We start from the raw sequence: 20,509 nt of genomic DNA, 5'->3' as shown, positions 1-20,509 counted from the left end.
ATGGGTATGAAATTTTTTAATCCTGTTACTCCGTCTTCTCGTGGGACTGTGTTAGTAAGTAAAGTTGGTTTATCAAAAGATGAGCCAGAAAAGTCTCTTACATCCGGTAAAAAGTCCAGTGGTGGAAGAAATAATCATGGTAGAATTACAACTCGTCATAGGGGTGGTGGTCACAAAAAGAAGTATAGAGTGATAGATTTTAAGCGTAATAGAAGTGGTCAAGGTATAGTTGAAAAAATAGAGTATGACCCAAATAGAAGTGGGTTTTTGGCGTTAATATCATATAAGGAAGATGATATTAAGTCTTATATATTAGCTCCTCAAGGTATGAAGCCAGGTGATGTTGTTACAGCTGGGAATGATGCTGATATTTTGCCAGGGAATTGTTTACTACTCAAGCATATACCTGTTGGTTCTTTCGTTCATAATGTTGAGCTGAAGCCAGGTAATGGTGCTGCGATTGCTAGAGCTGCTGGTTGTTATGCACAAATCGTTGGTCGTGATGGCCAATATGTTTTATTACGACTCAGGTCTGGTCAAATTAGGTTGATTTTATCTTCTTGCAAGGCTACTATTGGTGTAGTATCTAACCCTGACCATAAGAATAGAAAGTTGGGTAAAGCTGGGAGAAGTAGGTGGCTTGGGATTAGACCTACTGTACGTGGAGTTGCAATGAATCCGGTTGACCATCCTCATGGAGGCGGGGAAGGAAAAACCTCTGGTGGTCGTCATCCTGTTACTCCTTGGGGTGTTGCAACAAAAGGAAAGAAAACTCGAAGGAGAAATAAATCTAGTGATAAGTATATAAAACAATTGAAAGGTTAGTTTATGAGTAGATCTGCATGGAAGCCTCCTTTTTGTCATCCTTCTATATTAAAGTCGGTGAATAATGCTTTAAACAAGGGGTTTGTTAACATGGCTATAAAAGTTCATTCCAGGGCTTCTGTAATTCTTCCTAATTGTTTAGGTTTAAAGTTTGCTGTTTATAATGGTAAGGATTACATTCCTGTGAATGTTAATGATCAGAATATGATAGGTCATAAGTTTGGTGAGTTTTCACCCACTCGTAAATTTACTGGGCATAGTGGTGATAAAAAGGCGACAAGAAGGTAATTGATATGAAAAACAGAGATGTAATAGTTAAAGCTGGTTCTAGGGTTTTAAAATCAACTCCTCGTAAATTGAATTTGGTTGCTGGTTTAGTACGTAATAAAAAAGTTTCTTTTGCCACTGTGCAATTAAGATTTTGTGAAAAGAAAGCTGCAGGTCTTATAAGGAAGGTATTAAATTCTGCGATTGCTAATGCTCAAAATTATGGATTGGATATCGATAATTTATATATAAAAGAAATTTTAATAGGTAAGTCTCTTACTTTGCGTAGGGTATGTCCAAAAGCTATGGGTAGAGCTAATAGAGTTAGTAAACGTTATAGTAATATAACTGTAAAATTGGGGGAAATTATATGATTCATAAAAATAGAAAATTAATAAGGAAAGTGCAAAAATATGGGAAACGTTAATCCTAAAGGATTTAGGTTAAAAATAATTAATACTTGGTCATCTATTTGGTATGCTGAGAAGGGTTATAAACAAGGGTTGCATCAAGATTTATCTATTCGCAGTTATATAAATGAATCTTTTAAGCATGCTGGTGTTTCTAAAGTAATTATAGAGCGTACGATCGATTTGGTATCTGTAATAATACATTCTTCTAGACCTGGAGTGATAATAGGTAAGAAAGGCTCGGATATTGAGAAGATAAAGCAAAAGATAGCTGAAAAAGTAAAAAATAATGTGGAAGTGAATGTAGTAGGGGTTAAAAGGTCTGAAATAGATGCAGTTTTAATATCAAACAGCATTGCACAGCAGTTAGAAAAAAGGGTTTCATTTAGAAGAGCGATGAAAAAAGCTATTCAAAGTTGTTTGAGGATGGGTGCTAGAGGTATTAAAGTAAGTTGTTCTGGGCGCCTTGGCGGAGCTGAGATAGCTCGTACTGAGTGGTATAAAGAAGGCCGTTTGCCTTTGCATACTTTACGTGCTAATATAGATTATGCTTTTGCTGAAGCAAAAACTATATATGGCATCATAGGAGTTAAGGTCTGGGTTTATATTGGTAACTAATTAGGTATATTGAAATGTTTATTCCTAAAAAAAGTAAATATAAAAAAGTATTTAAAGGACGAATTAAGGGTAACACGAAAGGTGGTAGCACATTATCTTTTGGAGATTATGGTCTAAAGGCTATGGAAGCAGGTAGGATTCAATCTAAGCATATTGAAACTGCAAGGCGTGTAATATCTAGAACATTAAAACGCTCTGGTAAAGTGTGGATAAGAATTTTTCCTGATACCCCTGTTAGTAAAAAGCCGGCGGATGTGCGTATGGGTAAAGGGAAAGGTAGTGTTGAGTTTTGGGTATTTAAAGCTAAGCCCGGTAGAATGTTGTTTGAAATTAGCAGTGATGTTCCCATGCATTTAGCAAGATTGGCGCTTGAAAAGGCAACTGCTAAGCTTCCTATGAAGTGTAAATTTGTATCTAATCATAATTAAATGGAGTTGCAATGGATATAGCTGACATTGAATCGAGGTCCTCGCAAGAATTGCATGAAATTCTTGTGAATTTGAGAAAAGAGTTTGTTAATTTGGTTTTTCAAAAGAAGCTGGGCCAGTGCAACAATATTTCGCGTTTTAGCTTAATAAGAAAGAGCATAGCTCGTATTTTAACTACATTAAATAAAAGAAGAAGAGAGGAAAAGAATGCCTAAAAAGGTTTTTTGTGGTACTGTAACTAAGGCTAAGTGTGATAAGACTGTAAAGGTTTCGGTATTACAAGTGTATAAGGATGAGCTGTATAAAAAGGTTATAAAAAAATACAAGAAGTATACAGCACATGATGAGAATAATAGTTGTAAAGAAGGGGACAAGGTTTTAATACAAGAACACAAGCCTATTTCTACTACTAAAAAATGGGTTATTGTTAATAGCTCACATTGAATAGGATATTTATATGATTCAAAAAAATACATTGTTGGAAGTAGCTGATAATTCTGGTGCGCGTGCAGTGCTTTGTATTGGTTTATTGGGTGGTAGAAAATCTGCATCTATAGGTGACACAGTTATTGTATCTACTAAATCTATTACTCCAAGAGGGAAAGTTGAGAAGGGAAAAGTATATAGAGCAGTTGTGGTGAGGGTGAAAAGCCCTATTAGAAAATCTGATGGTTCTGTAATTCGTTTTTCTAGCAATGCTGTAGTTTTGATTAATGATCAAGGTGAACCACTTGGCACTCGGGTGTTTGGTCCGGTAAAAAAGTTATCATCTGGTTCTTTTATGAAGATAATGTCATTAGCTGTTGAGGTTTTATAATGAGTGCTAAAATAAAAAGTGGTGACGACGTTATAGTTTTAACTGGTAAAGATAAGGGAAAAATTGGTAAGGTAATCAAAGTTATAGCACGTGATGCTAAAAAGAAAGTAATTGTTTCTGGAGTGAATGTGCATAAGAGACATACTAAACCAAAAGCTGGTAGTAGTGGTGGTATATTAAATAAAGAGTTAGCTATTGATATATCCAACGTTGCAACATTGGACCCTAAATATAGAACTCCAACTAGAGTGGGGTTTAAGGTTATAGACGGTAGAAAAGTGCGTTTTGCAAAAGTTTCTGGAGAAGTGATAGATTAGGTTGATATGTTTAAAGAATTGTATAAAGATAGCATAGTAAAGTCCTTGAAGGATAAGTTTAATTACGGCAATATAATGCAAGTGCCTAAACTTGTCAAGGTGTGTATCAATATGGGCGTTGGAGATGCTGCTACAGATAGTAAAGCAATAAATGAACCACTTGATAGCCTATATTTGATTGCTGGGCAGAAGCCTTTATCAACTTTTGCAAAAAAATCTATTTCTGGCTTCAAGATCAGAAAAGGTGCTACAGTAGGTTGCAAAGTAACTTTGCGTAGAGATAAAATGTATGAGTTTTTAGAAAGATTGATATATATTGCTTTGCCAAGGGAAAAAGATTTTAGAGGATTTAGTGTGAAGCAATTTGACGGTAATGGTAATTTTTCCTTTGGTATAAAGGAACATATCTCGTTTTTAGAAATAGACTATGATAAAATAAGTAAAATTAGAGGTATGGATATTAATATTATAACAAGTGCAGTTAGTGATAAGGAAGCAAAGGAATTATTACTGGCTCTTAAATTTCCTTTTTTTGATTAATTGAGAGGAGAAATATATGGCAAAAAAATCTATGATAGAAAGAAATCTTCGCAGAATAAAGTTGTGCGATCAATATAAAGAAAAAAGAGAAAAATTGAAATCTATAATAAATAATAAGAATTTGTCTATTGTAGAAAGGTTTACAGCTCAAAATAAATTAATTAAAAAATTGCCTAGAAATTCTTCTAAAACCAAAATTAGAAATAGGTGTGCTTTAACTGGGAGACCAAGAGGAGTATATAGAAAATTTGGTTTATGTAGAATTGTTTTGCGTGATTTATGTTCTTTTGGGCAAATTCCAGGAGTTACAAAGTCTAGTTGGTAAATATAATATAAGGAGTATATTGTGGCGTTATCTGATAGTATTGGTGATTTTTTAACAAGGATACGTAATGCTCAATTGGCAATGCATAGGGCAACAAGGGTACTATTTTCTAAGATGAATTCTTCTATATTGGAGATTTTAAAAGAGGAAGGGTATATCCTTGATTATGAAAAGCAAGTTGTAGATAATTTACCTTCTTTCATTGTAAAATTGAAGTATTATGAGAAGTCACCTGTAATTAGTGACATAGTTAGGGTGTCAAAGCCTGGTTGTCGTCGTTATTCTAAGTATAAGGACATTTCTAAAGCATATAATGGTCTTGGTATTTTTATTATATCGACACCCAAAGGAGTGATGACTGATTATAATGCACATAAGTTAAAGGTTGGTGGAGAAGTTTTGTGTCGTGTGTTTTAAATAATAGGAGAAATTCATGTCTCGTATAGGTGCTGCTCCTATCAATATTCCTGCTGGTGTTTCAGTTGAATATAATAATGGTAGTATGTTAATAAAGAGCGCTAAGGCTGAAAAGGAAGTTAGCTTGATCAGGGATGTTGTGTGTCAGATTATTGATAATCAGCTATTGCTTTCTGTTGATCAAGATAAAGATAATTATGATAAAATAAAGCCTATGTGGGGCACTTATAGGAGTAATATTAATAATATCATTAACGGCATGGTTGATGGTTTTTCTGTTAATCTTGAGATTAACGGTGTGGGATATAAGGCAGAGTGTGATGGTAAGTATTTGACTTTATATCTTGGTTATAGCCATAATGTTAAATATAAAGTGCCTAAAGATGTTGAGATTAAGTGCATAAAGCCAACTCACTTAGTAGTTAGTGGTATGGATAAGCAGAAGGTCTATATGGTGGCGTCTGATATATGCAAAATTAGAAAATATGATCCTTATAAAGGTAAGGGTGTTGTAATAAAAGGCAAATTTATGCTGCGTAAGGTTGTAAGTAAAAAGAAGTAATAAAAATGAAAAGATCGTATAATTTTTTAAGTAATTCTGAAAAAAGGAAGTTACGTAATAGAGCGAAGCTTGACAAGAGCGCTGAACGTTTACGTATATCCATATTTAAATCTAATAGGCATTTTTATGTCCAGTTAATTAATGATGTAAAAGGAATAACTCTCACTTCAGCTTCTACTTTGGATGCTAAAATTAAGGATGTATGTAAAGGGAAAGTCAACGCTGAAACTATAAAACAGGTTTCTTCTTTAATGGTTGAGCGTCTGTCTGGCATGAAATTAGAGCAGCAGCTTACGTTTGATCGTGGAGCGTATAAATACACAGGATTAGTTTCTCAATTTGCTGAGGCTTTAAGAAGTTCTGGATTTGAATTTTAGAAGGTTTTGAATATGGCTATAAAGAATTTACAAAATAATAATGATTTATCAGAGCTTTTAGTTTCGGTACGAAGAGTGACAACGGTTACCAAAGGTGGTAGAAGATTTTCATTTTCAATTTTGGTTGTTGTTGGCGATGAGAAGGGTAGGGTAGGGTGTGGAATAGGTAAGCACGCAGAAGTTGCTGAAGCAAGAGTCAAAGCTGTAAATGCTGCAAAGAAATCAATGATTAGAGTGTACTTGCGTGAAGGTAGAACTTTGCATCATGATATTAAAGCTAAATTTTGTTCTGGTGAGATAGTTTTAAGAACCGCAAGAGCCGGAACAGGTATTATTGCTGGTGGAGCGATTAGATCAGTTTTTGAGGTGTTAGGTATAAAGGATGTGGTAGCTAAATCCACTAGATCAAATAATCCTCATAACGTTATATGTGCGGTGTTTAAGGCTTTTGATAGTATGTTATCTCCTCGTCAGGTAGCAAGCAAAAGAGGCAAAAAGATTAGCGAGATAGTTGGAAACAGGTAAAGTATGAATAATGCTGTAAAATTAAACTCTATATTTACTAAATTATCTAAGAAAAAGAAGCCTAAGTTGCTGGGTAGAGGTATCGGTTGTGGTAAAGGTAAAACATCCGGTAGAGGGCATAAAGGGCAGAAGGCTAGAAGTGGAGTTTCTATAAATGGTTTTGAGGGTGGACAACAGTCTATATATACTCGTTTGCCTAAAAGAGGTTTTAAGCCTATACGTAGGAGCATATACTCTATAATTAATGTTGGCGATATACAGCGCTTAATGGAAGCTAAAAAAATAGTGAAAGACTCTGTTATAGATAAGGAGAGGCTGTATAAATTAGGTTTTATAAAGTCTATTAAGGATAAAATTAAACTTCTTAATAAAGGTAAGTTGAGCGAAAAATTTGTGTTTCATGTTGATTTTGCGTCAGAAGCTGCAAAAAAATCTGTAGCTTCAGTTTGTGGTAGTGTGGAAATACTATCGTAAGTCATGGGCAATAAATCAGCATTTAATAGCTTGGATCCTACGTTGTTATATAAAGGCGATTTATTAAAGCGTATATTTTTTACGCTAATAGCTTTAATTTGCTATCGCTTGGGTACTTATGTGCCTATTCCTGGAATTAATCTTGATGTAATTAATGATATATTTCCCAAAGATGGCTCAGGCGTTTTTGGAGTATTTAATTTATTTTCTGGTGGTGCATTGGCTAGAATGACAATTCTAGCATTGAACGTTATGCCATATATAATGGCTTCTATCATTATTCAGTTACTTTCTTCTGCGATTAAAGGAATGAAGGAAGTTAAGAATGATGGAGAGTCAGGCCGTAGAAAGATGAATTCTTATATACGCTATCTGACCATAGTAATTTGTGTATTTCAATCAATTCCAATTTTGGTTGGATTGGAAGGGATGAATAGGGAAGGGGTATTGGTTGTAATCGAACCTGGTGTTATGTTTCGTACAATAGGTGTTTTCAGCCTTTTAGGTGGAACTATGCTTTTAATATGGCTTGGTGAACGAATCAGCGCTAGCGGTATAGGCAATGGTATCTCATTAATCATTTTCACGGGTATAATATCAGAGTTACACAGCGCTTTGTCATCTTTGTTAACGTTAAATAAAAACGGTAGCGTATCGTTATTTATTATCCTTTTTGTTTTGGTATTGTTTTTTTTGCTGCTACTCTTAGTCATTTTTGTAGAGTCTTCTTATAGAAAGGTTATTGTTCAACATCCTAAAAAGCAATTTAAAAGATTACATAATGACGATTTTACTTATATTCCATTGAAGATTAATTTATCTGGTGTAGTACCAACCATTTTTGCTAATGCAATTTTATTGACACCTATTTCAATTGCAAATTTCTATAAGGGGCACGCTTTTTCTGATTTTATTTTGAATTACTTTATGGCAAATAAAGTAGTATATATTGTAGCCTATTTGGTGCTGATAGTATTTTTTAATTTTTTCTATACCAATTTTATATTTAATCCAGAGGAAAACGCAGATTTTCTTAAAAAAAATGGTGGTTTTATACCTGGTAGAAGGCCTGGGAAACATACTTCTGATTACCTTCAAGATATAGTTTTTAAGTTGACATTCATTGGCTCTGCGTATTTGGTAGTCATATGTACTGTACCTGAAGTTATGAGATATTATTATGATATACCATTTATTTTTGGTGGGACGAGCTTACTGATTATAGTGAACGTTATTACTGATACTATTATGCAAATACAATCTTATATTTTTTCAAATAGGTACGACAACTGGATAAAGAAATATGAGTCTAAAACGAGGAAAGTAAGATGATCATTACGATTTTTGGTCCTCCAGGTTCTGGTAAAGGTACTCAGTCAAGCTTGTTAATAGCAAAATATAATTTAAAATTAATTTCAGTAGGGGATTTATTAAGGAATATTATATCTAGCAGTAGTGAGTTAGGTAAAAAAATAAAGGGTACCGTGGAATCTGGTAATTTAATTCAAGATGAAATTATATGTGGATTATTACGTGACCAGCTTGCATTAGTGGATGATAATTGCTTATTAGATGGTTTTCCGAGAAATTTAAACCAGGCTCATTTTTTGACTCAAGTTTTGCAAGAAAAATATAATAGGGATGTTGACATTGTAGTTGAGCTGCAGCTTGACGATAATATTGCAATCGATAGGTTAAAAAATCGTCTCGCGTGTTTGGACTGTAAAAGCATATATAGTGTATCTTCTTTTAAGAGTACTACTTGTGCTAAATGTAAAAGTACGAGGTTAGAGAAAAGAATTGATGATGCTGATATGTCTGCAATTAATAAGAGAATAAGTGAATATCACCTTCAAATGAAAGGTTTACGCGAGTATTATAAAGGCAAATTATTAACAATTGACGCTAATTTGAGTGTTGATGAGGTAACGCAAGAGATTGAAAGTAAAATTTCTTGTAATTTGGTTTGACTCTGAGTTGTTTTATGGTATAAATTAAGAGTTGTTATTAATAAAGTATCGAGGTACCAGTGGCACGTATTGCAGGCATAAATATTCCAGTGAGGAAATGTGTTCCTTTTGCATTAACTTATATATATGGTATAGGTATTGCTACTGCGAATGTAATTTGTCACGCTTGCGAAGTTGATAAGCGCAAACGTGTTTCAGAATTACGAGATGAAGATATAGAAAAGATCAGCGGTTTCATTAGACAAAATTATGTTATAGAAGGTGAGCTCAGAAAAGAAGTGGCTATGAACATAAAATCTTTAGTGGAAATGGGATGCTATAGAGGGGTGAGACATAGAAAAGGTTTACCTGTGAGAGGGCAAAGGACTCATACTAATGCTAAGACTCGTAAAGGTAGATCTCGGTTGCCTATTGCTGGGAAAAAATAAAATTTATTATTATTGTGAGTTTTAATGAAAAAAGTCAAAACGGTTAGTAAGAGTAAGAAGGAGTTTATTACTGGTGTTGTCCATATTCGTGCAACTTTTAATAATACTTTTGTAAATGTAACTGATGTTCATGGTAATACGCTATGTCAAACTTCTGTGGGTGCATGTGGTTTTTCAGGTTCGAGAAAATCCACACCTTATGCTGCAGGTAAGGCTGCGGAGTCTGCTGCGAAGAACGCAATGGAGAGATTTGGTATGAAGGTTGTCTCTGTAATAATTCGCGGTCCTGGCTTTGGTACCGAAGCTGCGGTTAAAGCACTTCAGAGCTGTGGGTTGACTGTGACTTCAATTGCAGATAAAACCGCAATTCCTCATAATGGGTGCAGGTTAAGAAAAAAAAGAAGAGTATAGGATATTTGAAAAGGTTGTTTTATGTATTATAATAATGATGTTTCTCTCTGTAGCAATTTAGATAAATTGATTAAACCTAGTTCAGTTAAGGTAATATCAGATGATTCAAGTGAAAAAAGTGATATAGTGCTAGAACCGTTGGAAAGTGGTTTTGCTTTAACATTAGGTAATGCATTAAGACGTGTAATGTTATCTTCTCTTAAAGGTAGTGCTGTTTATGGAATAAAAATTGAAGGTGTAACTCATGAGTTCACTTCAATTCAAGGGGTGAGAGAAGACGTAACTGATATAGTATTAAATATGGGTATGTTGAGGTGTAAATTAAATGGTGCTTCTAATAAATGCTTAAATTTAAACGCTAAAGGGCCTTGCCAGGTATTAGCTGGGATGATAGAAACTGATGATCAATGCTCTATTGTTAATAAAGATTTGTTAATATGTACGCTGGGGCAAAATGTGGAGCTTAACATGACCATATATGTGGCTAGCGGAAAAGGTTATCTTCCTGTAACTAAATATAAAGAAAATGAACTTTTGAAGCTTATGAGTGAACAGGATTTAATTGGTTTTATTCCAGTTAATGCTTTGTATAGCCCTGTCAACAGGGTTTCGTACAGGGTAGAGAACAGTCGTGTTGGCCAAGTGACTGATAAGGATAAGCTGATATTGTCAATTGAAACTGATGGTACAATTTCTCCGAGTCAAGCTGTTGACTCTGCTGCAAGAATATTACAGGAGCAACTTCAGCCCTTTATTAGTTCTGATGTAAGTTATAAAAAATCGCAGGTTTCTTCGTCTAGTGGTGCTAAAGATTTGGGTTATGACCCTGTCTTATTGCGTAAGGTAGATGAAATGGAATTATCTGTCAGGTCTCATAACTGTCTGAAAAACGAAAACATCACTTATATAGGTGATCTTGTGCAAAAGACAGAAGGTGAAATGTTAAGAACTGCTAATTTTGGCAGAAAGTCTTTGAATGAGATTAAGGCAGTTTTGACTAATTTTGGCTTGTCTTTGGGTATGAATGTGCTAAACTGGCCACCTAAGGATATAGATGAGTTGGCTAAACAACATACTGATGAAGATTAGGTGATATATGAAACATGGAATAAAAAAACGTAAACTATCTCGTTGTACTGAACATAGATTATCGACGTTAAAGAATCTATCTATCTCATTAATTAACCATGAGCAGATTGTAACTACTTTACCAAAAGCTAAGGAACTTCGTCCATATGTCGAAAAGTTTATTACAATTGCTAAGAGTAAGAATACTTTACATGGTAGAAGACTTTTGCTTTCACGCCTTCATAATAGTAAGTTAGCAGTTGATAAGTTATTAAACGTCTTAGCCAGCCGTTATCAAGATCGTAAAGGTGGGTATTCTAGAATAATAAAATTTAGCACTCGAAAGGGTGATTGCGCTTCAATGGCAGTGATAGAACTGGTTGATAGGGATATTGCAGCAAGAGGTAAGGTTTATAGTAAAAATAAAGAAGGAGGCAAAGTAGTTACACAAAGTTAATTGTTATCATAATTGTTCTTCTTGTGGTAAGTAGGTTACGCTACTTTGTAGGTTACTTTGGCGAGTTATTAGTTTTAGTATATTTAAAACTGAAATGGTATAATGTTATAAAACGCCGTTACCGTTGTAAGTTCGGTGAAATTGACTTAATTGTATCTAAAAAAAAGGAGCTGATTTTTATAGAAGTTAAAACAAGTTTACTTGGAAAAGAAATACCGATATCTCATCTTCAATGTCAGTCTATTATAAATTCTTCTAAGTATTTCTTAAGTAAAAACCTTAGTTTTTTAGATTATTCAGTCAGATATGATTTATATTTTCTTTCCTTAAAGAGAAGGCCTGTTTATATAAAAAATGCTTGGATTGAAGAATGAAAGATTTGTAGCTGAATTAATTTAGATTTACTGGATTTAATATGAAAAAGACCCAATACAATAATTTAGTTTCATCTTACGCTAGAGTGCTATTTCATGTCTCAGGAAGCAGGTTAGGTATTATAAGGAAAGAAGTAGAATTTTTGTTGGCTTTTTTTAAGGATCAACGTGATGTTTTTGTGTACCTATCTCATCCTATGATTTCTTTTGCACACAAAAAAGAAGTGATGCTTTCTATAAATGAGCACTTGAGTGAGAATTTAGTAAAATTTATTATGGTTATATTTGCAAATAAACGCTCTAGTTTATTGATCCTTATATTAGAAAAATTCTTAAGTCTTGCAAGAGAAAATGAAAATGAATTCGAAATTACTATAAAGTCAGCAGAAACTTTAAAGGAATCTGATATAAAAATAATTACTGAATCTTTGAGCTTTCTTGGTAAAATAATAAAAGTAAGCAATGTGGTTGACCCTTCTATACTAGGTGGCTTCGTAGTTAGGTATGGTTTTAATTTGATCGATGCTTCGCTAAAAAGTTACTTGGATAGGTTAGTTGACTTAAGTAAAATGGAAATATTAAAAGTAAGGAATTTTGTATGAAGAACAGTATGAATGTTTCTGAGATAGCAAGTATAATAAGAGAAAAGGTTGAGACGTTTGATAATCCTATAAAGCGGGAAAATATAGGTGAAGTAATTTCAGTAACAGATGGTATCGCATTGGTTTATGGGCTGGAAAAAGCAAAATTCGGTGAAAAGGTATTTTTTGCAAGTGGTGTAGAAGGAATAGTTCTCGATTTAGATCATGATACGGCTGGAATAGTTGTGCTTGGTAATGACCGTGATGTGAAAGAAGGGGACGTTGTAAAATGTAGTGGTGATGTTGTGCAGGTGCCTGTAGGGCATGAATTGTTAGGGAGAGTTGTAAATGCGTTGGGCCATCCTATGGACGACGGTGGGGAAATTAGAGCCAAAAACAGAATGGATATAGAATCTAAAGCGCCAGGCATTATTGATCGTAAGTCTGTGCATGAGCCACTGCAAACAGGAATTAAAATTATAGATTTGCTAATTCCAATAGGTAGAGGGCAGCGTGAATTAATTATTGGTGATAGACAAATTGGTAAAACTACTATTGCGCTTGATACTATTATCAATCAGAAGAAGATTAACGATGAGGTAAACGAAAATCAAAAAGTTTACTGTGTTTATGTTGCTATTGGGCAAAAAATTTCAACAGTAGCAAAAGTGGTAAATAAGCTGAAAGAAAGCGGAGCATTAGAGTATACAACTGTAGTTGTGGCTAGTGCATCTGACTGCGCGCCTATGCAATTTTTAGCACCTTATGCTGGTTGCACTATTGGGGAATTTTTCCGTGACAATGGAATGCATTGTTTGATTATATATGATGATTTATCTAAGCATGCTGTGGCATATAGGCAGATGTCTTTATTGCTCAGACGTCCTCCTGGTCGTGAAGCTTACCCTGGAGATATATTCTATGTACATTCTCGCTTGCTTGAAAGAGCTGCTAAAATGTCTGATAAAAAAGGGCAGGGTTCTTTAACTGCTTTGCCAATTGTCGAAACTCAAGCTGGTGATGTATCTGCATATGTGCCAACAAATGTTATTTCAATTACCGATGGGCAGATCTTTCTTGAGTCTGAATTATTTTATAAAGGATTTCGACCTGCAGTAAATATAGGTTTGTCAGTTTCACGGGTTGGTTCTGCTGCACAACTAAAGTCTGTGAAGAAAGTTGCTGGTTCTATAAAGCTAAGCTTAGCTCAGTATAGAGAATTAGAAGATTTTGCAAAATTTGGTTCTGATCTTGATGCTAGTGTTCAATTATCCTTGAATAAGGGTAAATATCTTGTCGAGTTATTAAAGCAAAAACAACATTTACCTATGTCAATAGAAGAGCAAGTAGTGCTGATGTATATTTTTTCTAACCTATATAATCAGTTAAGTAAAATACAAATAAGTTACATTAATAAATTTGAACATGATCTTATTAATTATTTTCATACTGTACACCCTGGGGTTTTAAAAAAGTTGTCAAATGACATGAGTGATGATATAAAAGGTGATATTTTTAACATTGTGAGTAATTTCGTTACTCAATTTAATTGCGTTTAGGTGGTGATTATGGCTTCATCCATTATTAATAAATTTCCTATGACGAGGGAAGGTTTTGAGAATATGCAAGCCGAACTTGAAAAATTAAAGGAAGAAAAACCTTCTGTGATACAGGCTATTTCTGATGCTCGTGATCAAGGTGATTTGTCTGAAAACGCAGAGTATCATGCAGCACGGGAAAGGTTAGGTTTTATTGAAGGCCGTATAATGGAGATAGAAAGTAAGCTCTCACATGCGGAAGTAATAGAAGTAAAAAATTTGTCTGGTGATTCAGTAATGTTTGGTGCAACTGTGACATTAAGCATGTTAAGTGATAATAACGGTGAAGTGGAATATGTTTATAAGGTTGTAGGCGAATATGAAGCTGATGTTTCAAAGCAGTTAATATCTACTAGTTCACCACTTGGGAGTGCCTTAATCGGCAAAAAAGTCGGTGAATATGTGGAAGTGACAGTGCCAAATGGAGAGAAATTGTATAAAATAGTTAAGATTGAATTTAAGTAAATTATTATGGTACAGGCCACTTATGCTTCAATGAGTCTACCAGGTATTTCTTCTGTGGAAGATGTATTAGAGGATGCTCGTTCCGGTAAATTATTCATTTTAGTTGATGATGAAAATAGAGAAAATGAAGGCGATTTGATTGTCTTAGCTGAGAAAATAAAGCCGGAACATATGGCTTTTATGGTTAGGTACGGTACAGGGGTTGTTTGCTTAGCAATGACTAAATTTCACATGAAAAGGTTGGGCCTTAATTTCATGGAAAAGAAAAATATTGGTGAAAATCATACCGCATTTACTACATCAATTGATGCACGTTATGGCATTACAACCGGTGTTTCAGCAGAGGATAGAACGAAAACTATACATGCTGCTATCAACAAGGATGGTACTCAGGATGACATCATAACTCCAGGTCATGTTTTTCCTGTAATTGCACATAAAGGTGGGGTGGCACAACGTGCTGGTCATACTGAAGCGAGTGTTGAAATGGCGAAGTTAGTAGGGTTTGATCATTCAGCAGTTATTTGTGAATTAGTGAATGATGATGGCTCTATGATGCGCTTACCTCAGTTACTTAAATTTGCTGAACAACATAAAATTAAGTTAACTACCATCGACAAACTTATCAGTTACGTTAAAAATTTAAACTAGCGTTTATAAATTTGTATAATTTAAGTGTTAAAATATAGGATTTCTATAAATTATACAAGCACAGAATTTTCATGTTTAGAGTTGCTAAGTTTTTGACCTTATTGTTCTTTTTTGCATATTGTAATAATGCTTACTCTATTAACATTATTAGAGATAGTGAAGTGGAAGCAATAGTGAAAGAGCTAGCGCAACCTTTATTTTCTGCTGCGGATATTGATCATGAGCAAATAAAAGTTTTTATAATTAATGACAATTCGATTAATGCTTTTGTAATTAACAATAACAGTATTTTCATTCATTTAGGACTTTTACAATATTCGGCTAAACCTTATGTCCTGCTTGGTATATTAGCACATGAGATTGCTCACATATCTGCTGGTCATATATTGCAAATGAGTAGTGCTATGGGTTATTTTCAATCGATAGCAATGATTAGTTATATGGTAGGATTAGTTTCTAGTATTATCATTAACCCTCAGGTTGCTGGTGCAATTTTGCTTAGTGGTGTAGCGTTTAGTTCAAGGCTATTTTTTAACTATTCTCAAGAGCAAGAAAGTGTAGCAGATAGCTATGCTTTAAGGTATCTTGATGAATCTGGCTATGATAATTCAGGTATGAAAGAGATTTTTGATTATTTTAAAAGTATTGAGCATGAGAACACCGAGGAATATTTCCGCACTCACCCACTTAGTGAGAAACGCATATTTGCTGTACAAAATTATAAGGTTAAAAACAACGTAAAACCAATTTTTGCGGATAAGTTACTAAAGTTTGAGCGTGTGGTTGCAAAGCTAGACTCTTTCTTTGCTCCTATTCATGTGTTATCTAATAAATATGAAGATAATTCTGAGTATGTAAATGCTATAGTTTGCTATAGGCAAGGAAAGATAGAAGAGGCTATTGCTAAAGTTAACTCATTGATTCAAGAATCACACAGTGATCCATACCTATATGAATTAAAAGCAGAAATGCTATACAAGGCCGGAAATTTAAGTGAAGCAATAAAAATGTATGAGGAATCGCTTAGGTATTTATCTGAGAAAAACAGTTATTTAGTGAAACTTGCATTATCTCATACTTTATTATTACACGGTGATGCAAAAAAGGCGATTTTTTACCTGGAGCAGATTTTGAATGTAGAACCAAATAACGCTTTTGTCTGGAAATATTTAAGCATTGCATATAAATGTGAAGCTGATACGGCAATGCATTATTTTGCCTTGACAAAAAAGGCTTGTATTGAAGGTGATTTAAAGCAATTTATGAAATACGCTGAGTTAGCTGTTAAAACTCTACCAAAAGATAGCCCTTATTTGTTGCAAGTTGAAGATATGAAGCGGTTTAATGGATAACAAAAAAGCATTTCTGCACTTTTTGGATTATTTTTGTCCACACTTTTCCAACATAGTTTTTGCTTCATCGCTTACGTTGGGCATAATTTTCGTTATGATAGTTTTAGCGCCAAAAAATACACCACAGAACATGCCAAGAGCAAAGAGGGCTGGCCACGGCATCCTGCCAAATATTGCAAGCAAAGCTGCACCAATTATTACTACCGTCATAAGTGGACCGCCTATCCCCCAAACATAACCAATAATATTGCATATTACTTTAGTTGTGTCATCCATATCAACACCAGGGTTATCTGCATAACCTGAGAAAGAGAAAAGCAATACTACACACAAAACACCAAAAAATCCTATTATAGAGCTCATTTTTTTGCCTCTAAATAATAAATTAACGCAAACCTAAACCTACACATATTTTTATTTTAAAGTAAAAATTATAATTTGTCCATACATAAGTGTTGCTACATAAATAACCCACCATTAATGTTAAGCACATGCCCTGTTATATATTTTGCTTCATCACTTGCTAAAAACAAGACCCCTGCTGCTATTTCTTCCCCTGTTCCCATTCTTTTCATTGGAATATTATCTAATATTTTTCCCTTTTGTCCTTCATTTAAAACTTCAGTCATTTTAGTATCTATAAACCCAGGAGCAATACAATTTACTGTTATATTACGACTTGCAACTTCTTTTGCTATGGATTTGCTCATAGCTATTATTCCAGCTTTAGACGCCGCATAATTTGCTTGCCCGGCGTTTCCTGTCAGCCCTATTATTGAGGAAATATTTATAATTCTTCCCCAATTATTCTTAATTAGTTTTCTGCATGCTTCTCTACTCAGCTTAAATGTAGAGCTCAAGTTAATATCAATTACTTTCTGCCATGCTTCATCTGTCATTCTCAATAATAAACTGTCTCGCGTAATACCCGCATTGCATACGAGCCCGTCAAAGCCTTCCATCAGCTCACTTGCTCTATTTATTAGTTGATTTACTTCCTCAGCATTTGATAAATCACAAGGGAGTACATGCATGTTTTTTTCATATTGTTTAGCAACTTCTTCGAGCACTTCTTTTTTTGTGCCAGAAATACATAAAGTTGCTCCGGCTTTGTGCATAATTTTTACAATTGCTTGCCCTATTCCGCCTGATGCGCCAGTAATCAGGAACTTTCTGCTTTCCAATTTAAGCATAATAACTTTATATTATCTTAATTCCTAACAGAATATTGACTAGTTGGCAATAGATTTCTTACATAATATAAGTAACTCAGATATTCACAAAATAAAGAAAAAGTTATAATAAAGTTAAACGTCAAAAAATTTTAAAAACATAGTTGATGCAGGAATTGTTACTAAATAGTTTATTCTGGTGCTCTACAGTCTAAATGGAATGCTTAAATTATAGATTCTTTGTTTTTGTGTGTTATCTTGAGTTAACACAAATTCACAGTAGTATTATGATAAGTAAGTTAAAAAAGCTTAGCGCTGGATTTTCTTTGACAGGCTTGATTGGCCATGGTGATAATATAAATATGCAAGGAGCAAAAAATAAAAAGAAGAAGTACCCAAAATTTTTGGATAAGACGTTTGCATTGATTGATGCAGTGATAAATTTTATTTTAAAACGCGAAAGTAATAACGTAAATGAAGTCCTGAAAGTAACGTGGGGACCACTATTTTTTGGTCTGGTAGTAATACTCATCTTTTTTGGGATAGGTGGTATTTGGTCGGCTATAGCTCCAATTGACGGTGCGGTGCATGCAAGTGGAGAAGTTATTGTATCTTCAAATAGAAAAATAGTTCAACACTTGGGTGGAGGAATAATAAGCAAAATTTTAGTAAAAGAGGGTCAAGCAGTTAAAAAAGATGAGCCTCTAGTTTTGTTGAGTGATGTTAACGAGAAGGCGAATTTAAGTATCATCAAAGAGAAGCTCTTATCATTTTTAGCAACAGAAGCAAGGCTTCTTGCAATCAGAGTAGATTTGGACACGCTCGAGTTTCCTGATGAGGTTAAAAAATTATCTCACGATGAACTTGTAAATAAAGCGATAAAGAATCAAGTAAAGTTGTTCAACTCTCAGAGAAAGAGCATATTGGGAAAAACAGACATACTGCAACAACGTATAAAGCAGTTAAATGATGAATTAGCGGGGCTAAACTTTCAACTAAATGCAGCTCATAAGCAATATGACTTGATAACTGAGGAGTTGGAAACAAAAAGACAATTACTTGATAGTGGCCATATAAGCAAACCACACATTTTAGCTTTAGAAAAGCAGTTTGCTGAAATTGAAGGCAGAGTTGGACATTACCGTTCTGCAATATCTCAAGTGCAGCAAAAAATTGGAGAGAACGAATTAGAAATTATAAACGTGAGAAATGATTCTCAAGAAAGAGCAAACGCTGAACTTAAGGAAGTTAGTACGTCTATTGCAGACTTGAAAGAGAGACTGATGGTTGCTGAAGATTCATTAGCACGTACAATAATTAAATCGCCTCAAGATGGGATAGTCACAGATATAAGATACCATACTGAAGGTGGTGTTATACAATCTGGAGTTCCGATCATGAGCGTAGTGCCATCGGATGATGACCTAATAATAGATGCTAAAATTCAGACCAGAAACATAGAAGAGATACTGTCAGCACAAAAGAAAGATAGCAACATAGTCTCTATTGATGGGCTAGAAGGGCTAAAGGTTAAAGTTCGTTTAAGTGCTTACAGTGCACGTCGTTTAAGTTTAATTAATGGTATAGTAAGCAATATTTCTCCCGATGCCCTTGATGATCCAAGGCTAGGGCGTTATTATTCAGTACGTGTAGTGATACCAAAACCAGAGCTTGCTCAGTTTAAAAACGTATACCTATACCCTGGTATGCCAGCAGAAGTGTACATAGTTACTCAATCTCGTACTCTTTTATCATTCTTGTTTACGCCTATAATTGCAACAGTCGATAGGTCTTTTATAGAAAGGTAGCTCACTCGTTAAAGTAGTAGTGAAAGTGCCGTAATAAAATTTAGGTACATAATTAGACAATAGGCTTCTTGACCTTACCCAGAAAAAGTGGAGAGAAAGAAAGGAGTTTTTTCGGGTAAAATAAAATTTTGGAGGATTAGAAATGGCAAGAGAATATACGGCAGAATTCAAATTGGAAGCTGTTAAGCTGACAAATGAACAAAGAAAGGTAGGTCAACCAGTTGCAAAAGTAGCAAGAGATCTAGGAATAAGGGATAGTGTATTAGGAAAATGGATGAAGAAATATAACGAAAAAAAGTCAGCGGCAAATGCATTTCCAGATGTAGCACCTTATGACAAAGAGAGATTTGATTTACAGAAAGAGTTAGCAAAAGTAACAAGAGAAAGAGACATTTTAAAAAAAGCCCTGGCCAGTCAAAAAGAGTAAAATATTTTTTCATAAAAGAGCATAGTAAACACTATAAAGTGCAGGAATTATGTAGGGTTTTCTGCTAGTGGCTACTATAAGTGGACTACAAGGAAAATAAGCAGTAGAGAATCAGCAAATAAAGAGTTATTAGCAGATATTCAAAAAATATATCAAGCTTCTAAATGTAGATATGGAGCTCCTAAAATTCATGCTGAATTAAAGGCTTTGGGTAAAAGTTGCAACTTAAAAACAGTGCAAAGTATTATGCAGAAAAATGGTATTCAGGCTATATTGAGAAGAAAATTTAAAATTAAGAAACAACAAACGGACAGTAGCTCCCAATATATTAGACCAAAACTTTATTGTCGATCAACCAAATAAAGTATGGGATTACTTATATAAAAACCAAAGAAGGATGGCTATATTTGGCAACAATAATCGATCTATATTCACGCATGGTAGTTAATGAGCAGTTCAATAAATAAACAATTGGTTATGGACTCTTTATTAATGGACGTTAACAAGCGTAAACCTGCCAAAAATCTACTATTACATAGTGATCAAGGTTCACAATATACTTTGCAAGGTTATCAATATCTCTTATCCATAAAAAACATAGATGAGTCATAAAGGCTGTTGTTACGACAATTCTGTTGCAGAAAGCTTCTTTAGCTCATTGAAAAGAGAAATACTTATTGATACTTCACAACACTCTGCTCAACAAACTAGAACTGCAATATTTGAATACATAGAAATTTTTTATAACAAACAACGTCACTATTAACTATTGCATTCTTGAGCATTTTGATTCATCATTCTCTTTGTGAAAAACATTCCAAACTTTCTCTCCACTTTTTCTGGGT

General features: G+C 34.2%; 34 protein-coding genes. 32 read left to right on the top strand and 2 right to left on the bottom strand.

Translation table 11 applies throughout. The annotated features are described in order from the left end of the window. The 28 genes from rplB (at position 1) to AAGD59_RS04825 (ending at position 16,257) form a co-directional block, all read left to right on the top strand. Complete coding sequence (rplB, locus tag AAGD59_RS04960) at positions 1-825, top strand: 50S ribosomal protein L2 (RefSeq protein WP_015589143.1); 825 nt, start codon at positions 1-3, stop codon at positions 823-825. Between the two features lie 3 nt (positions 826-828). Continuing rightward, complete coding sequence (rpsS, locus tag AAGD59_RS04955) at positions 829-1,113, top strand: 30S ribosomal protein S19 (RefSeq protein WP_006279181.1); 285 nt, start codon at positions 829-831, stop codon at positions 1,111-1,113. A gap of 5 nt (positions 1,114-1,118) precedes the next feature. Further along, positions 1,119-1,466, top strand: coding sequence for a 50S ribosomal protein L22 (gene rplV, locus AAGD59_RS04950; RefSeq protein WP_007549821.1), 348 nt, complete (start codon positions 1,119-1,121; stop codon positions 1,464-1,466). A 39-nt stretch (positions 1,467-1,505) separates the two neighbouring features. Then, complete coding sequence (gene rpsC, locus AAGD59_RS04945) at positions 1,506-2,120, top strand: 30S ribosomal protein S3 (RefSeq protein ID WP_010962753.1); 615 nt, start codon at positions 1,506-1,508, stop codon at positions 2,118-2,120. Between the two features lie 14 nt (positions 2,121-2,134). Then, positions 2,135-2,548 (top strand): 50S ribosomal protein L16, encoded by a 414-nt coding sequence (rplP, locus tag AAGD59_RS04940; RefSeq protein WP_010962752.1) that lies wholly within the window; start codon positions 2,135-2,137, stop codon positions 2,546-2,548. An 11-nt stretch (positions 2,549-2,559) separates the two neighbouring features. Next, positions 2,560-2,763, top strand: coding sequence for a 50S ribosomal protein L29 (gene rpmC / locus AAGD59_RS04935; RefSeq protein WP_006279350.1), 204 nt, complete (start codon positions 2,560-2,562; stop codon positions 2,761-2,763). Then, positions 2,756-2,992, top strand: coding sequence for a 30S ribosomal protein S17 (gene rpsQ / locus AAGD59_RS04930; RefSeq protein ID WP_007549925.1), 237 nt, complete (start codon positions 2,756-2,758; stop codon positions 2,990-2,992). The genes rpmC and rpsQ overlap by 8 nt, the downstream gene beginning before the upstream one ends. 13 nt (positions 2,993-3,005) lie before the next feature. Then, on the top strand, positions 3,006-3,365 hold the full coding sequence (gene rplN, locus AAGD59_RS04925) for a 50S ribosomal protein L14 (RefSeq protein ID WP_006279348.1): 360 nt from the start codon (positions 3,006-3,008) through the stop codon (positions 3,363-3,365). Then, complete coding sequence (rplX, locus tag AAGD59_RS04920; protein WP_410529960.1) at positions 3,365-3,682, top strand: 50S ribosomal protein L24; 318 nt, start codon at positions 3,365-3,367, stop codon at positions 3,680-3,682. The genes rplN and rplX overlap by 1 nt, the downstream gene beginning before the upstream one ends. Before the next feature lie 6 nt (positions 3,683-3,688). After that, entirely contained in the window at positions 3,689-4,222 is a 534-nt protein-coding gene (gene rplE / locus AAGD59_RS04915; RefSeq protein ID WP_010962750.1) for a 50S ribosomal protein L5, read from the top strand. Between the two features lie 16 nt (positions 4,223-4,238). Continuing rightward, positions 4,239-4,547 (top strand): 30S ribosomal protein S14, encoded by a 309-nt coding sequence (gene rpsN, locus AAGD59_RS04910; RefSeq protein ID WP_006279345.1) that lies wholly within the window; start codon positions 4,239-4,241, stop codon positions 4,545-4,547. A 21-nt stretch (positions 4,548-4,568) separates the two neighbouring features. Then, on the top strand, positions 4,569-4,964 hold the full coding sequence (rpsH, locus tag AAGD59_RS04905) for a 30S ribosomal protein S8 (protein WP_007551150.1): 396 nt from the start codon (positions 4,569-4,571) through the stop codon (positions 4,962-4,964). 16 nt (positions 4,965-4,980) lie between these two features. Continuing rightward, positions 4,981-5,526 carry a 50S ribosomal protein L6 gene (gene rplF, locus AAGD59_RS04900; protein ID WP_007551152.1) on the top strand — a complete coding sequence of 182 codons (546 nt, stop codon included), beginning with the start codon at positions 4,981-4,983 and terminating at the stop codon, positions 5,524-5,526. A 5-nt stretch (positions 5,527-5,531) separates the two neighbouring features. Continuing rightward, the gene (gene rplR / locus AAGD59_RS04895; protein WP_006279867.1) at positions 5,532-5,903 is read left to right on the top strand and encodes a 50S ribosomal protein L18; all 372 of its coding nucleotides are present in this window, start codon (positions 5,532-5,534) and stop codon (positions 5,901-5,903) included. Positions 5,904-5,915: 12 nt separating this feature from the next. After that, entirely contained in the window at positions 5,916-6,428 is a 513-nt protein-coding gene (gene rpsE, locus AAGD59_RS04890) for a 30S ribosomal protein S5 (RefSeq protein WP_010962748.1), read from the top strand. A 3-nt stretch (positions 6,429-6,431) separates the two neighbouring features. Beyond that, positions 6,432-6,902 carry a 50S ribosomal protein L15 gene (gene rplO, locus AAGD59_RS04885; RefSeq protein WP_141456930.1) on the top strand — a complete coding sequence of 157 codons (471 nt, stop codon included), beginning with the start codon at positions 6,432-6,434 and terminating at the stop codon, positions 6,900-6,902. Between the two features lie 3 nt (positions 6,903-6,905). Next, a complete protein-coding gene (gene secY / locus AAGD59_RS04880; RefSeq protein WP_010962747.1) occupies positions 6,906-8,234 on the top strand; it encodes a preprotein translocase subunit SecY in 1,329 nt (442 codons plus the stop codon). Then, positions 8,231-8,872 carry an adenylate kinase family protein gene (locus tag AAGD59_RS04875; protein ID WP_007550178.1) on the top strand — a complete coding sequence of 214 codons (642 nt, stop codon included), beginning with the start codon at positions 8,231-8,233 and terminating at the stop codon, positions 8,870-8,872. The genes secY and AAGD59_RS04875 overlap by 4 nt, the downstream gene beginning before the upstream one ends. A 59-nt stretch (positions 8,873-8,931) precedes the next feature. Further along, a complete protein-coding gene (rpsM, locus tag AAGD59_RS04870) occupies positions 8,932-9,300 on the top strand; it encodes a 30S ribosomal protein S13 (protein ID WP_010962745.1) in 369 nt (122 codons plus the stop codon). A 24-nt stretch (positions 9,301-9,324) separates the two neighbouring features. Continuing rightward, positions 9,325-9,711, top strand: a complete 387-nt coding sequence (rpsK, locus tag AAGD59_RS04865) for a 30S ribosomal protein S11 (protein WP_015589137.1) — start codon at positions 9,325-9,327, stop codon at positions 9,709-9,711. A gap of 21 nt (positions 9,712-9,732) precedes the next feature. Then, positions 9,733-10,800: a DNA-directed RNA polymerase subunit alpha gene (locus tag AAGD59_RS04860; protein WP_012673178.1), complete on the top strand. Its 1,068-nt coding sequence runs from the start codon at positions 9,733-9,735 to the stop codon at positions 10,798-10,800. A gap of 7 nt (positions 10,801-10,807) precedes the next feature. Continuing rightward, complete coding sequence (gene rplQ / locus AAGD59_RS04855) at positions 10,808-11,236, top strand: 50S ribosomal protein L17 (protein WP_341812897.1); 429 nt, start codon at positions 10,808-10,810, stop codon at positions 11,234-11,236. Positions 11,237-11,259: 23 nt separating this feature from the next. Then, complete coding sequence (locus AAGD59_RS04850; protein WP_012673177.1) at positions 11,260-11,610, top strand: YraN family protein; 351 nt, start codon at positions 11,260-11,262, stop codon at positions 11,608-11,610. A gap of 41 nt (positions 11,611-11,651) precedes the next feature. Next, a complete protein-coding gene (atpH, locus tag AAGD59_RS04845) occupies positions 11,652-12,212 on the top strand; it encodes an ATP synthase F1 subunit delta (RefSeq protein ID WP_010962742.1) in 561 nt (186 codons plus the stop codon). After that, positions 12,209-13,750 carry a F0F1 ATP synthase subunit alpha gene (gene atpA, locus AAGD59_RS04840; RefSeq protein WP_012673176.1) on the top strand — a complete coding sequence of 514 codons (1,542 nt, stop codon included), beginning with the start codon at positions 12,209-12,211 and terminating at the stop codon, positions 13,748-13,750. Before atpH ends, atpA begins: the two co-directional genes overlap by 4 nt. Before the next feature lie 9 nt (positions 13,751-13,759). Further along, the gene (gene greA / locus AAGD59_RS04835) at positions 13,760-14,254 is read left to right on the top strand and encodes a transcription elongation factor GreA (protein ID WP_007549342.1); all 495 of its coding nucleotides are present in this window, start codon (positions 13,760-13,762) and stop codon (positions 14,252-14,254) included. A 6-nt stretch (positions 14,255-14,260) separates the two neighbouring features. Next, the gene (gene ribB / locus AAGD59_RS04830; protein WP_007549343.1) at positions 14,261-14,905 is read left to right on the top strand and encodes a 3,4-dihydroxy-2-butanone-4-phosphate synthase; all 645 of its coding nucleotides are present in this window, start codon (positions 14,261-14,263) and stop codon (positions 14,903-14,905) included. Positions 14,906-14,976: 71 nt separating this feature from the next. Next, positions 14,977-16,257, top strand: a complete 1,281-nt coding sequence (locus AAGD59_RS04825; RefSeq protein WP_012673175.1) for a M48 family metalloprotease — start codon at positions 14,977-14,979, stop codon at positions 16,255-16,257. A gap of 27 nt (positions 16,258-16,284) precedes the next feature. On the opposite strand, the gene AAGD59_RS04820 is transcribed toward AAGD59_RS04825, so the two are convergent. Both AAGD59_RS04820 and fabG read right to left on the bottom strand, forming a co-directional pair. After that, positions 16,285-16,620 carry a TrbC/VirB2 family protein gene (locus AAGD59_RS04820; protein ID WP_007550269.1) on the bottom strand — a complete coding sequence of 112 codons (336 nt, stop codon included), beginning with the start codon at positions 16,618-16,620 and terminating at the stop codon, positions 16,285-16,287. 95 nt (positions 16,621-16,715) lie between these two features. Continuing rightward, the gene (gene fabG, locus AAGD59_RS04815; protein ID WP_015589136.1) at positions 16,716-17,450 is read right to left on the bottom strand and encodes a 3-oxoacyl-[acyl-carrier-protein] reductase; all 735 of its coding nucleotides are present in this window, start codon (positions 17,448-17,450) and stop codon (positions 16,716-16,718) included. Positions 17,451-17,716: 266 nt separating this feature from the next. On the opposite strand from fabG, the gene AAGD59_RS04810 reads away from it, so the two are divergent. The 4 genes from AAGD59_RS04810 (at position 17,717) to AAGD59_RS04800 (ending at position 20,430) form a co-directional block, all read left to right on the top strand. After that, complete coding sequence (locus tag AAGD59_RS04810; RefSeq protein WP_174516815.1) at positions 17,717-19,237, top strand: HlyD family type I secretion periplasmic adaptor subunit; 1,521 nt, start codon at positions 17,717-17,719, stop codon at positions 19,235-19,237. A gap of 142 nt (positions 19,238-19,379) precedes the next feature. Then, positions 19,380-19,664 (top strand): transposase, encoded by a 285-nt coding sequence (locus tag AAGD59_RS04805; protein ID WP_039964423.1) that lies wholly within the window; start codon positions 19,380-19,382, stop codon positions 19,662-19,664. A 21-nt stretch (positions 19,665-19,685) separates the two neighbouring features. Further along, entirely contained in the window at positions 19,686-20,027 is a 342-nt protein-coding gene (locus AAGD59_RS07005; RefSeq protein ID WP_095866567.1) for an IS3 family transposase, read from the top strand. Positions 20,028-20,265: 238 nt separating this feature from the next. Then, on the top strand, positions 20,266-20,430 hold the full coding sequence (locus AAGD59_RS04800) for an IS3 family transposase (protein WP_081600759.1): 165 nt from the start codon (positions 20,266-20,268) through the stop codon (positions 20,428-20,430). Positions 20,431-20,509 lie beyond the last annotated feature (79 nt).

It is taken from the genome of Wolbachia endosymbiont (group A) of Cephus spinipes, from assembly GCF_964026895.1.
GTDB classification, from domain to species: domain Bacteria; phylum Pseudomonadota; class Alphaproteobacteria; order Rickettsiales; family Anaplasmataceae; genus Wolbachia; species Wolbachia pipientis.
Note: the sequence above shows the minus strand (reverse complement) of the source record. Positions and strands in the feature narration are given on the sequence as shown.

Bases quoted from the DNA above. Each gene is read 5' to 3' on its own strand.
- AAGD59_RS04805 (WP_039964423.1), top strand. From the start codon at position 19,380: ATGGCAAGAGAATATACGGCAGAATTCAAATTGGAAGCTGTTAAGCTG.
- rpsN (WP_006279345.1), top strand. From the start codon at position 4,239: ATGGCAAAAAAATCTATGATAGAAAGAAATCTTCGCAGAATAAAGTTG.
- rplB (WP_015589143.1), top strand. From the start codon at position 1: ATGGGTATGAAATTTTTTAATCCTGTTACTCCGTCTTCTCGTGGGACT.
- rplQ (WP_341812897.1), top strand. From the start codon at position 10,808: ATGAAACATGGAATAAAAAAACGTAAACTATCTCGTTGTACTGAACAT.
- rpmC (WP_006279350.1), top strand. From the start codon at position 2,560: ATGGATATAGCTGACATTGAATCGAGGTCCTCGCAAGAATTGCATGAA.
- rplR (WP_006279867.1), top strand. From the start codon at position 5,532: ATGAAAAGATCGTATAATTTTTTAAGTAATTCTGAAAAAAGGAAGTTA.
- AAGD59_RS04820 (WP_007550269.1), bottom strand. From the start codon at position 16,620: ATGAGCTCTATAATAGGATTTTTTGGTGTTTTGTGTGTAGTATTGCTT.
- AAGD59_RS04825 (WP_012673175.1), top strand. From the start codon at position 14,977: ATGTTTAGAGTTGCTAAGTTTTTGACCTTATTGTTCTTTTTTGCATAT.
- greA (WP_007549342.1), top strand. From the start codon at position 13,760: ATGGCTTCATCCATTATTAATAAATTTCCTATGACGAGGGAAGGTTTT.
- rpsS (WP_006279181.1), top strand. From the start codon at position 829: ATGAGTAGATCTGCATGGAAGCCTCCTTTTTGTCATCCTTCTATATTA.
- secY (WP_010962747.1), top strand. From the start codon at position 6,906: ATGGGCAATAAATCAGCATTTAATAGCTTGGATCCTACGTTGTTATAT.
- rpsK (WP_015589137.1), top strand. From the start codon at position 9,325: ATGAAAAAAGTCAAAACGGTTAGTAAGAGTAAGAAGGAGTTTATTACT.
- rplF (WP_007551152.1), top strand. From the start codon at position 4,981: ATGTCTCGTATAGGTGCTGCTCCTATCAATATTCCTGCTGGTGTTTCA.
- atpA (WP_012673176.1), top strand. From the start codon at position 12,209: ATGAAGAACAGTATGAATGTTTCTGAGATAGCAAGTATAATAAGAGAA.
- rpsE (WP_010962748.1), top strand. From the start codon at position 5,916: ATGGCTATAAAGAATTTACAAAATAATAATGATTTATCAGAGCTTTTA.
- rplE (WP_010962750.1), top strand. From the start codon at position 3,689: ATGTTTAAAGAATTGTATAAAGATAGCATAGTAAAGTCCTTGAAGGAT.
- AAGD59_RS04810 (WP_174516815.1), top strand. From the start codon at position 17,717: ATGATAAGTAAGTTAAAAAAGCTTAGCGCTGGATTTTCTTTGACAGGC.
- atpH (WP_010962742.1), top strand. From the start codon at position 11,652: ATGAAAAAGACCCAATACAATAATTTAGTTTCATCTTACGCTAGAGTG.
- AAGD59_RS04860 (WP_012673178.1), top strand. From the start codon at position 9,733: ATGTATTATAATAATGATGTTTCTCTCTGTAGCAATTTAGATAAATTG.
- rpsQ (WP_007549925.1), top strand. From the start codon at position 2,756: ATGCCTAAAAAGGTTTTTTGTGGTACTGTAACTAAGGCTAAGTGTGAT.
- rplN (WP_006279348.1), top strand. From the start codon at position 3,006: ATGATTCAAAAAAATACATTGTTGGAAGTAGCTGATAATTCTGGTGCG.
- AAGD59_RS04875 (WP_007550178.1), top strand. From the start codon at position 8,231: ATGATCATTACGATTTTTGGTCCTCCAGGTTCTGGTAAAGGTACTCAG.
- rplP (WP_010962752.1), top strand. From the start codon at position 2,135: ATGTTTATTCCTAAAAAAAGTAAATATAAAAAAGTATTTAAAGGACGA.
- rpsC (WP_010962753.1), top strand. From the start codon at position 1,506: ATGGGAAACGTTAATCCTAAAGGATTTAGGTTAAAAATAATTAATACT.
- fabG (WP_015589136.1), bottom strand. From the start codon at position 17,450: ATGCTTAAATTGGAAAGCAGAAAGTTCCTGATTACTGGCGCATCAGGC.
- AAGD59_RS04800 (WP_081600759.1), top strand. From the start codon at position 20,266: ATGAGTCATAAAGGCTGTTGTTACGACAATTCTGTTGCAGAAAGCTTC.
- rplO (WP_141456930.1), top strand. From the start codon at position 6,432: ATGAATAATGCTGTAAAATTAAACTCTATATTTACTAAATTATCTAAG.
- rplV (WP_007549821.1), top strand. From the start codon at position 1,119: ATGAAAAACAGAGATGTAATAGTTAAAGCTGGTTCTAGGGTTTTAAAA.
- ribB (WP_007549343.1), top strand. From the start codon at position 14,261: ATGGTACAGGCCACTTATGCTTCAATGAGTCTACCAGGTATTTCTTCT.
- rplX (WP_410529960.1), top strand. From the start codon at position 3,365: ATGAGTGCTAAAATAAAAAGTGGTGACGACGTTATAGTTTTAACTGGT.